The 10,033-nt window shown below is 73.8% G+C and carries 10 protein-coding genes; 3 read left to right on the forward strand and 7 right to left on the reverse strand.

The genetic code is table 11. The annotated features are described in order from the left end of the window. A partial coding sequence (locus E1258_RS25885) for a glycosyltransferase family 4 protein (protein WP_132405700.1) occupies positions 1 to 866 on the forward strand: 866 nt, incomplete at its 5' end. Positions 867 to 992: 126 nt separating this feature from the next. Here E1258_RS25885 and E1258_RS25890 read toward each other — a convergent pair. From E1258_RS25890 to E1258_RS25920, 7 genes are all read right to left on the reverse strand, one after another. Further along, positions 993 to 2,276 carry a citrate synthase gene (locus E1258_RS25890; protein ID WP_132405702.1) on the reverse strand — a complete coding sequence of 428 codons (1,284 nt, stop codon included), beginning with the start codon at positions 2,274 to 2,276 and terminating at the stop codon, positions 993 to 995. A gap of 239 nt (positions 2,277 to 2,515) precedes the next feature. Then, positions 2,516 to 4,591 (reverse strand): sulfatase-like hydrolase/transferase, encoded by a 2,076-nt coding sequence (locus tag E1258_RS25895; RefSeq protein ID WP_243715687.1) that lies wholly within the window; start codon positions 4,589 to 4,591, stop codon positions 2,516 to 2,518. Continuing rightward, positions 4,584 to 6,014: a class I SAM-dependent methyltransferase gene (locus E1258_RS25900; protein WP_132405704.1), complete on the reverse strand. Its 1,431-nt coding sequence runs from the start codon at positions 6,012 to 6,014 to the stop codon at positions 4,584 to 4,586. Before E1258_RS25900 ends, E1258_RS25895 begins: the two co-directional genes overlap by 8 nt. A 15-nt stretch (positions 6,015 to 6,029) precedes the next feature. After that, positions 6,030 to 6,179: a hypothetical protein gene (locus tag E1258_RS33585; protein WP_165949904.1), complete on the reverse strand. Its 150-nt coding sequence runs from the start codon at positions 6,177 to 6,179 to the stop codon at positions 6,030 to 6,032. 318 nt (positions 6,180 to 6,497) lie between these two features. After that, positions 6,498 to 7,991, reverse strand: coding sequence for a cell wall metabolism sensor histidine kinase WalK (locus E1258_RS25910; RefSeq protein ID WP_132405706.1), 1,494 nt, complete (start codon positions 7,989 to 7,991; stop codon positions 6,498 to 6,500). Further along, positions 7,969 to 8,709, reverse strand: coding sequence for a response regulator transcription factor (locus tag E1258_RS25915; RefSeq protein ID WP_132405712.1), 741 nt, complete (start codon positions 8,707 to 8,709; stop codon positions 7,969 to 7,971). The genes E1258_RS25910 and E1258_RS25915 overlap by 23 nt, the downstream gene beginning before the upstream one ends. 108 nt (positions 8,710 to 8,817) lie before the next feature. Beyond that, a complete protein-coding gene (locus E1258_RS25920; RefSeq protein WP_132405708.1) occupies positions 8,818 to 9,051 on the reverse strand; it encodes a hypothetical protein in 234 nt (77 codons plus the stop codon). A gap of 176 nt (positions 9,052 to 9,227) precedes the next feature. Between E1258_RS25920 and E1258_RS36000 the strand changes: the two genes are divergently transcribed. Both E1258_RS36000 and E1258_RS36005 read left to right on the forward strand, forming a co-directional pair. Next, positions 9,228 to 9,560, forward strand: coding sequence for a hypothetical protein (locus E1258_RS36000; protein ID WP_371688687.1), 333 nt, complete (start codon positions 9,228 to 9,230; stop codon positions 9,558 to 9,560). After that, on the forward strand, positions 9,548 to 10,033 hold a 486-nt coding region (locus E1258_RS36005; RefSeq protein ID WP_371688688.1), incomplete at its 3' end, for a protein kinase. The genes E1258_RS36000 and E1258_RS36005, both read left to right, overlap by 13 nt.

Here is a 10,033-nt window from a genome sequence, read left to right on the forward strand (position 1 = left end):
CGGAGGAGATGAACCGCACCATCCACGGCGTCGAACACTGGATCAGCGGCGAGTCGACCCGGGTGATCGCCTGCTCCGGGTACATGCGCGACCAGATCACCCGCCTGTTCGACGTGCCGGCCGCCCGGGTCGACGTGGTGCCCAACGGGGTGGAGCCGCACCGGTGGAAGGTGCCGACGTCGGCGGTCGTCTCGGCCCGGGCCCGGTTCGCCGGGGACGGCCCACTGGTCACCTTCGCCGGCCGGCTGGTCTACGAGAAGGGCGTGCAGCACCTGCTCGCCGGGCTGCCCCGGCTGCGCGAGCGGCACCCCGGGCTGCGCGCGGTGATCGTCGGCGACGGGCCGTACAAGTCGGCCCTGGAGGCCGAGGTGCACCGGCTCGGCCTCGGTGGGACGGTCAGCATGCCGGGCTTCCTCGGCGGCACCGACCTGCCCGCGGTGATGGCCGCCTCGGACTGCTTCGCGGTGCCGAGCATCTACGAGCCGTTCGGCATGGTCGCCCTGGAGGGGGCGGCGGCCGGCGCGCCCCTGGCGGTCGCCTCGACGGGCGGCCTGGCCGAGATCGTCGAGTCGGGCGTCACCGGGATGACCTTCGCCCCGCAGGACCCGGAGGGGCTGACCGAGGCGGTGCACGCCCTGCTGTCGGACCGGGAGCGCGCCCGGGTGCTGGCCCGGCGGGCCCGCGTCATGGTGCAGGAGCAGTACGGCTGGGCCGCCATCGCCAGCCGCACCGCCTCGACGTACGCCTCGGCGATCGCCAAGGCCCCGGCGTTCGTCGCCGAGCGCGCCGGACAGCGGATGGCGCACGGCCGGGCCCGCCCGGCGGTGCCGGAGGGTAACCTGCTCGTCGCCGCCGGCCTGCGCTGACCCTCCCGCCCGTGGCGGTGCGAATGCGGCCACCGATCCTGCTCGGATCGGCGGCCGCACGTCAGCCGCGTTGAGAAGGGGCCCCGTCTCTACCGGATGCGTTAACGAAGGGCCCTTCCTTGCGCCTCAGCGGTCGGCGGGGCGCGCGTAGGGTCGTTCCGGGGAACCGGTGTAGACCTGCCGCGGGCGGCCGATCTTGGTCTCCGGGTCGTTGATCATCTCGCGCCACTGGGCGATCCAGCCGGGGAGCCGGCCGAGGGCGAACAGCACGGTGAACATCTTCGTCGGGAAGCCCATGGCCTTGTAGATCAGGCCGGTGTAGAAGTCCACGTTCGGGTAGAGCCGGCGGGAGACGAAGAAGTCGTCGGCGAGCGCGATCTCCTCCAGCTGCATCGCGATGTCCAGCAGCGGGTCCGGCTTGGCCATCCGGCCGAGCACGTCCTGGGCGGCCTTCTTGACGATGGCGGCCCGGGGGTCGTAGTTCTTGTAGACCCGGTGGCCGAAGCCCATCAGCTTCACGCCGTCCTGCCGGTCCTTGACCTTACGGACGAAGGACTGCACGTCGCCGCCGTCGGCCTGGATCTTCTCCAGCATCTCCAGCACGGCCTGGTTGGCGCCGCCGTGCAGCGGGCCGAACAGCGCGTTCACGCCGGCCGAGACCGAGGCGAAGAGGTTGGCGTTGCTGGAGCCGACCAGCCGCACGGTCGACGTGGAGCAGTTCTGCTCGTGGTCGGCGTGCAGGATGAACAGCATGTCCAGCACCTTGGCCATGACCGGGTCGACCTCGTACGGCTCCGCCGGCACGCCGAACGTCATCCGCAGGAAGTTCTCCACGTAGCCCAGCGAGTTGTCCGGGTACAGCAGCGGCTGACCGATGGACTTCTTGTACGCGTACGAGGCGATGGTGGGGACCTTGGCCATCAGCCGGACGGTGGACATCTCGACGTGGTCGGAGTCGAACGGGTCCAGACTGTCCTGGTAGAAGGTCGAGATGGCGCTCACGGCCGAGGAGAGCACGGCCATCGGGTGCGCGTCGCGGGGGAAGCCGTCGAAGAAGCGGCGCATCTCCTCGTGCAGCAGCGAGTGCCGCCGGATCCGTTCGCTGAAGTCGTCGAGCTGCTGCTGGCCGGGCAACTCGCCGTAGATGAGCAGGTACGAGACCTCCAGGAAGGAGGACTTCTCGGCCAGCTGCTCGATCGGGTAGCCCCGGTACCGCAGGATACCCACGTCGCCGTCGATGTAGGTGATCGCGGAGGAGCAGGCCGCGGTGTTGACGAAACCGGGATCGTACGTGGTCATCCCGGTTTCCTTTAGGAGCTTGCTCACGCCGATGCCGGCGGGGCCCTCGACCGCGGACTGTACCGGCATCGACAGCTGCCCACCGGGGTGATCGAGCTTGACTTCCGTCATGTGTTCCTCGCTTCGCCGGCAGATCTACATTGAAATTGCCTTCGCTTTTACCGTAAACACGGTTGCGGGGACACCGCCCGTCGTGGTTCCGCGGTGAGGTATGCGTCACCCGATTCCCGGGAGGCGAGCGCGGAAACCCGGCAGCCCGGGGCTTGCCTCGAACAGGGCCAATGTGACAAAAGGCCCCCGATCAGGCACCGAGCGTGATCGGGGGCCCTGTTGGCAGCGGGGCGAAACTCTCAGGAAATACTCAGGTGACGCAGCTCGTCGCCCGGGCCGATCTGGTAGAGGTCCAAGCGGTTGGCCCCGGCACGGAACAGCCGGTCGTCGGGGAGGAAGGCGGCGAACCGGCGACCACCGGCGTCGGGCGGCACCACCGGGACGACCGCCCCGATCCGCCCGTTGACGGCGACGGCGAGCAGCGTGCCGTCGCGTACCGAAGCTGGGACCGTGCCCCAGACCAGGGCCGGCAGCCCGCCGGCGTCCGGGTCGACGGCGCGGAACGCGGCGAGGTCACCGACCCGGGCCGACCCGCCGGTCGGCCGCTGGCCCACGGTCGTGCCGACCAGCGGATGCGGCTTCGGCTGCGGCGGCGGGGCGGGTACCCCGCCGGGGAAGGCGACCGGCTCGCCCGGCCGGTCGTAGAAGCGCTTGTCGGCGCGCTCGCGCGGGGCCTGTCGGGCCGAGCGCCCGTCGACGGGCCAGGGGATCCGCACGTGCGCGTAGTCGGCGACGGTGGGCAGCAGGTCGACGTGCTCCCAGTTGCGGTCGTCGACCCGGCCGGCCCGCTGGCCGGGTTCCTTGACGAACATCGGCACCCAGGCCACCTGCCCGGCCGCCTTGCGGATGGCGTCCATTCCCCGTCCCTGGGCGCCGTTGTCGAAGCTGACCCCGTGGTCGGCGGTGACCACCACGAGCGCCCGGTCGTACAGGCCGGTCGCACGCAGGATACGCAGCGTCTCGCCGACCAGCCGGTCGGTGTACTCCAGTTGGGCCAGGTGCCGCCGCCGGGCCAGTTCCACCCAGCCCGCGCCGTCGGTGGGCAGGTCCTCCGGGGCGGCGTAGCGGGCCCCCGACGGCAGGAACTGCCAGGGCGCGTGCGGCATCAGCAGGTGCAGGAAGTGCAGGGTGGGCCGGTCGCTCGGGCGCAGCCCGGCCAGGAAGGTGGTGAACCGGGCCGGCTGGTTGTCGTCCAGGCTGTCCCAGCGGAACTTCGGATCGTCCGGGACGGGCTCGGCGGCGTCCAGTCCGGCCTCGGCGGCGGTCTGCTCCCGGTAGGACTCCTCCGGGTCGAAGCGGCTGTCCACCGGGGCGGTGACCTGGCGCAGCAGCTTCCCGCTCTCCCGGACCAGGGTGCCGAGCCCCTGGGGCGGGCTGGCCGGCTGGTCGCAGCGGCTGGGTGGGCAGAGCCGGGTGATGCTCTCCTCGGCCCGGACGTCGTACCGACCGCCGAGGACGGTGAACAGGTTGTCCGGGTACTGCGAGTAGTGCGGGGCGACCGGCCTGGCCGGGTAGCGGCCGGTGAGCATCGCCGGCAGCGCGTACGGCGTCCAGCCGCTGACACCGGTGGCGTTGCGGTACCAGGTGGAGCCGCCGGCCAGCTCGGCGAAGTGCGGGTAGCGGCCCACGTCGATCCGCCCGTCGCCGCCGAGCAGGGAGACCAGGGGCAGCTCGTCGAGGACCAGCATGACCACCGGCGGGTGCCCGCCCGGCCCCGCCACCCCGGCCGCGCCGGCGTCGCGGTGCGGCAGCACCACCGTCGAGGCCGGGGAGGCGAACAGGAACAGCGCCACGAAGGCCGGCGGCCCGGCCGCGGCCACCCGCAGCGCCAGGCCCGGCCCGCGCCACCGCCGGTGCGCCACCGCCCCGGCCGCGCCGGCCATCACGGCGGCCACCAGCAGCGGTACGCCCCGCAGCGGCGTGACGTGCCGGCCCACCTGCACGGCGAGGGCGGCCAGCAACGTGCCGACGAGCACGGTGTGCACGGCCGCGCGTGCGGCCCGCCCCGTCAGCCGGCTCGCCGCGCCGAGCAGCGCGACCGGCACCGTGGGCGCGACCGCGATCAACGCGACCAGGGTCAGGATCTCGCCCCGGGTGGCCCGGTGGAACAGGAAGAAGTCGGGGCTGCGGCCCAGCACGTCCAGCATCGGCTGGGTGACCACCAGCCCGACCAGGGCCGTCACCTCCAGTAGTCGGCGCAGCTCGGCCCGCCACCCGGCCGGCCCGGTGGGGCGGCCACGTGTGGGGTCGGGGGCCGTCGGCGCGCAGGGCGGCCCGGCGGCCGGCGACCCGGGCGCGAGGGTCGCGTCAGCCACCCACCACCGCCTGGTAGAGCGTCCGGGTACCGCCGGGCAGTTCGGCGTGCCGCTCGATGCGACACCGGGCGGCGAGCAGCCGGGCGAACTCGTCGGGTCGATAGTCGGGGAAGAGACCGGCCGGCCTGTTGGCCAGCAACCGGCGGGCCATCGGGTCCTCGGGTCGGACGAACTCGACCACCAGCCGGCCGCCGGGGGCACAGGCGTCGGCGAGTTGGTCGACGACCTGCGCCAGAGGCACGTTGCGCCCGATCGCCAGGTGGTGCACGACGGCGAGGGCCAGCACCAGGTCGGCCCGCGCCCGGGTGCCGAACGCGGCCCGCTCGACGCCGCGCCAGCCGCCGCCGGGCGACGGGTCGGCCAGGTCCATCACCAGCGGCAGCACCCGCCGCTGCTCCTCGGCGCGCAGCGCGGCGTACAGTTCGTCGACCACGGTCGGGTCCTGCTCGACGGCGACGACGTAGCCGGCGTACCGCGCGGCGAGGCGGGCGTACCGGCCGTCGTTGGCGCCCAGGTCGAGCACCAGGCCGGGCGGCGCTCCGGCGGTCAGCGCCAGCTCGACGAAGCGCTCCTTCGCGGCCCTGTCCGCGGCGGAGTAGCTGCACGTGCGCTGGTAGTCGGCCCAGTGGCTGCGCCCGCTCCGGGGGCGCAGCCGTCGGACCAGCTTCTCGATCCGGCGTACGGCGGCCAGCGCCAACTCCCTGGAGAACCCGGCGGTGCGTAGTTGCTCGCGCACGTCGCCGCTGGTGGCATCGGCGTGCCGTTGCTGCATCGCGGAATGCAGGTGCACGTGGGTGGGCACGCCCGGCAGCAGCCGTCGGACGCCGGTGAAGAGCCGGCGCATCTGCTCCGGCGGGATGCCGTCGACCTGGGCCCGCAGCCAGGGCTGGAAGTCCACGCCGAGGTGGGCGGTGAGCAGCAGCGGGTAGAGCAGGGTCTGGCAGAACTGCCGGTAGCCGGCCCAGGGTTCGCCGTCGCGGGCCGGCTCGAACGAGCCGACGTCGATGAAGACCGGCGCGACGCCGCGCCACTGGAGGTTGTAGGCCGAGCCGTCCTTGGTGGTGAAGCCGGCGGCCAGCGCCGCGCGCAGGATCTCCAGGTGCAGCAGGGCCGCGTCGCGCAGCATGCCGAACGACCATTCGTACGGGTGGGAGACGAACGGGATGCGTTCGTGGCGCAGCACCGCGGCCCACGGCACGTCGGTGCCGGCGGCGTAGCGGGCCGGTTCGACCGGCTCGGTGCCGCAGACCTTGCCGACGGCGAGCAGCGGCGGAAAGAAGTCGCTGGCGGACAGGGCCCGCCAGTGCTCGGCCGCCCGGGCGTCGAGCCCGCGCAGGACCTCCCCGTCGGCGTAGAAGACGCGGTTGGCCGGGTCGCGGAACGAGCCCGGATCGGCCCGGACTTCGGTGTGGAGGAAGGCCATCGCCCGGTGCCCCGCTCAGGAACGGTCGGTGCGCTGGCGGCGGTACCGGGCCGTCAGCCGGCGCCAGTAGAGCTTCGCGGCCACCGCCGCTCCGGCCACCCCTCCGACCACCGCCTGCACGATCAGGCTGCCGGATCCCGCGTCCAGGTAGGCCAGGTGCATCACGGCCGCTCCTTCCCCTCGCCGTCTCGGAGCCGACCCGGGCACACGCCGCCTGGGGTGTTCATGCCCAAAAGCCGGACTTGTCTCATTGCCACCGTACGCGACGCTCGGTGCCCTCGAGGCCACACCGGCCAGTCCGCCGGTGTCCGTTCCGGTCAAGACGCGACGGTCACCGCCGACCGGCTCTCCCCGGATGAGCCTGGCGTTCCGGTGCGCCGACCCGGCGGAGGTGGACCGCTGCCGGGCCGGGCTGACCTGGGCCGGGTTCCACGGCCACCTGCCGCCCGGGAAAGGCGCCGCAGGCGGCGGGCCGTGCCCGACCTATGCGGTCGCTGTGGGACCGATGAACGCCGGCAACACGACGGTGAACACCGTATGACCTGGGCGGCTCCGCACCTCGACGCGGCCGTGGTGGGCGTCCACCACGGCCGCCACGATGGCCAGGCCGAGGCCGGTGCTGCCGTGGGCGCGCGAGCGCGAGCTGTCGCCCCGGGCGAAGCGTTCGAAGACCTCGCCCTGCAGGTCGGCCGGGATGCCGGGGCCGTCGTCTGCGATGCCCAGCACGACCCCGTCGGGCGCGGCGGCGAGCCGGGTGGTGACCGTCGTGCCGGCAGGGGTGTGCACCCGGGCGTTGGTCAGCAGGTTCGCCACCACCTGATGCAGCCGGGCGGCGTCGCCGGGCACCACCAGCTCCGTACCGGGCAGGTCGAGCTGCCAGCGGTGCTCGGGGCCGGCGACGTGGGCGTCGCTGACCGCGTCGACGACCAGGGCGGTCAGGTCCACCGGCTCGACCGCGAGGGGCCGGCCGGAGTCGAGCCGGGCCAGCAGCAGCAGGTCCTCGACGAGGCTGGTCATCCGGGTGCTCTCCGACTCGACTCGGCGCAGCGCGTGCGCGACGTCCGGCGGGACGCGGTCCCGGCCACGGCGGGCCACCTCGGCGTACCCGCGGATGGCGGCGAGGGGGGTACGCAGCTCGTGGCTGGCGTCGGCGACGAACTGGCGTACCCGCGTCTCGCTGGCCTGCCGGGCGGCGAGCGCGGCGGCGACGTGCCCGAGCATCCGGTTGAGCGCGCCGCCGACCTGGCCGACCTCGGTGCGCGGGTCGGTGTCGGCGGCCGGCACCCGCACCGACAGGGCCACCTCGCCCCGATCCAGCGGCAGCTCGGTCACCCGGGTGGCGGTGGCGGCGACCCGGCGCAGCGGGCGCAGGGTCGCCTGGACGATGAGCGCGCCGAGGCTGCCGGCGACGAGCAGGCCGGCGGTGGCGACGCCGGCCTGGGCCAGCACCATCCACCACACCGTCTCCTCGGCGCCTTTCAGCGGCAGGGCGAAGACCAGCGTCTGGCCGTCGACGTACTGCCGGGCGACCGCCCGGTAGTCGCCCTGCTCGCCGAGGTCGACGGTGCGCGGGCGGCCGTCGGGCGCGAGCGCGGCCAGCGGGGCAGCCGTGTCGATGGAAAACTGCTCGGCCGCGCTGGCCGAGGTGCGGGTGGTGGCCGACTGGATGCGGCCGTCGACGACCCGGACGGCGATCGAGCCGGCCGGAAAACCGGGCGGCAGCTCGACGGGGCGCTGCGCCGGCGGGGGCGGGTTGGTGATCCACGGCAGACGGTCGCCGCCGCGCCGGCGCTGGTCGAAGGTGAGCTGGTCGTCGATCTGGGCGATCAGGAAGTGTCGCAGCGCCACCGTGGTCAGCCCGCCGATGCCGACGCTGACGAAGGCGAGCAGCGCCACCAGGGTGACCACCAGCCGGGCACGCAGGGACCGACCGGCCAGCCACTGACGCGGCCGGTCAGTCGGCGGGTTTGAGGACATACCCCGCGCCGCGCAGCGTGTGGATCATCGGTGCCCGTCCGACGTCGATCTTCTTCCGCAGGTACGAGATATAGAGCTCGACGACGTTCGCCTGCCCGCCGAAGTTGTAGTTCCAGACGTGGTCGAGGATCTGCGATTTGCTGAGCACCCGGCGGGGGTTACGCATCAGGTAGCGCAGCAACTCGAACTCGGTCGCGGTGAGGGTGATCAACCGGTCGCCCCGGCGCACCTCGTGGCTGTCCTCGTCCAGGCTGAGGTCGCCGACGGTCAGCACCGCGTCCTCCCGGGTGGCGATCGCGAGGCCCGAGCGGCGCAACAGCGCCCGCAACCGGGCGATCACCTCTTCCAGGCTGAACGGCTTGGTGACGTAGTCGTCGCCGCCGACGGTGAGCCCGGCGATACGCTCCTCCACCGCGTCCCGGGCCGTGAGGAAGAGCACCGGCACGGTCGGGGTGTGCTCGCGCAGCCGGCGCAGCACCTGGAAACCGTCGAAGTCGGGCAGCATCACGTCGAGCACCACCGCGTCCGGCTGGAACCGCCGGGCGGTGCTCAGCGCCGCCATCCCGTTGCCCGCGGTGCGGACCTGCCAGCCCTCGTAGCGCAGGGCCATCGAGAGCAGGTCGGCGAGCGTCGGCTCGTCGTCGACCACCAGCACCCGGACGGGCTCCCCGTCCGGCCGGCGCAGCTCGATGCGGCCCTGCGCGGCCTGCCCCTCCATGACCATGCCCTCCATCGTGGGCGCACCCGCTGTGCCCCACCTCGGCGGACCCTGTGTACCAGCTGTGGGCCGGTCGCGGCGGGATCGGACGCGCCGGGTGGGCTCGGCTCACTCCGTCACGCCGAGCGGGTCGGTGCGGACGAAGCGCATGGTCCAGGTCCCGGTGTCGTCGCGCCGGTCGCGCCGGTAGCGGTGGTCGGCCCCAGCGCCGGCCAGGGCCGTCGCCTGATCCGGGTGGCGCAGCACCCACACCCGCGGGGGCGCGCCGTCGGGCCCCGCCGGCACCCGCCGCACCAGGCCGTCGGCCGGCCCGCCGACGAAACGCACGGTCACTTCGGCCATCGCCCCTCCGGTTCCCGGTCGGCCTACCCGGTGGAAGCTATCCCACCGTGACCGCCCGCGCGGGGACACCCGGCCGATGTCTGCCGGCGGTTTGCCCAGGTCGGGGGCGGGATACCGGGGCAGGCAGCGTCGCGCGGAGGTCGCGGCGCGCAGGCGCGAGCGACGAGGAGCGGTCGATGAGGACGCTGGACGGGCGGTACCAGCTCGAACAGCGAGCGGATCCGGGCGGAGGCACGCTCCGCGGCCCGGCTGGTGCATCCGAACGTGGCCAGCGTGCACGACTTCGGCACGTCCTCGGCGCTGCCCGGCCGGCCGGTGCCGCACATCGTGATGGAACTGGCCCAGGGGGAGACTTCGCCGCGCACCTGCGCGCCGGGCCGCTGGACTGCCGCATCGCGGTACGGGTCTGCGCCGAGATCGCCGCGGCGCTGGCCGCCGCCCACGGGCACGGGATCGTGCACCGGGACGTGAAGCCGGCCAACGTGATCCTCACCCCGTGCGGGGGGTGAAGGTGCTGGACTTCGGCATCGCCGCCCCGGCCGGCGTGCCCGACTCCGTCCCGGCCGGCATGGTGGTGGGCACCCCCGCGTACCTGGCCCCGGAGCAGCTCGATCGGCAGCCGGCCACCCCGGCCGCCGACATGTACGCCCTGGGAGTGCTGCTCTACTACTGCCTGGCCGGGCGGCTGCCGTACCCGGCCGACAGCACCACCGAGCTGCTGGGGGCACGCCGTCGGCAACCGGCCGAGCCGCTGCCGTCGATCGACGGCCTGCCAACGGAGGTGGCCGCGCTGTGCCGGCAGCTCATGGCCGACGACCCGGCGCGGCGGCCGAGCAGCCTGATGGCCACGCTGCTGCTGGCCGAGGCGGTCGACACCCGGGTGTACGTGCCGATGCTCGCCACGGCCCCGCCCCGGCAGCGCGGCTGTCAGGCGTCCCGTGGACAGGGGAGGCGGCGGCCGAGGCGACCCAGGCGGCGACGC

It is taken from the genome of Micromonospora sp. KC207 (assembly GCF_004348615.1).
Taxonomy (GTDB): domain Bacteria; phylum Actinomycetota; class Actinomycetes; order Mycobacteriales; family Micromonosporaceae; genus Micromonospora.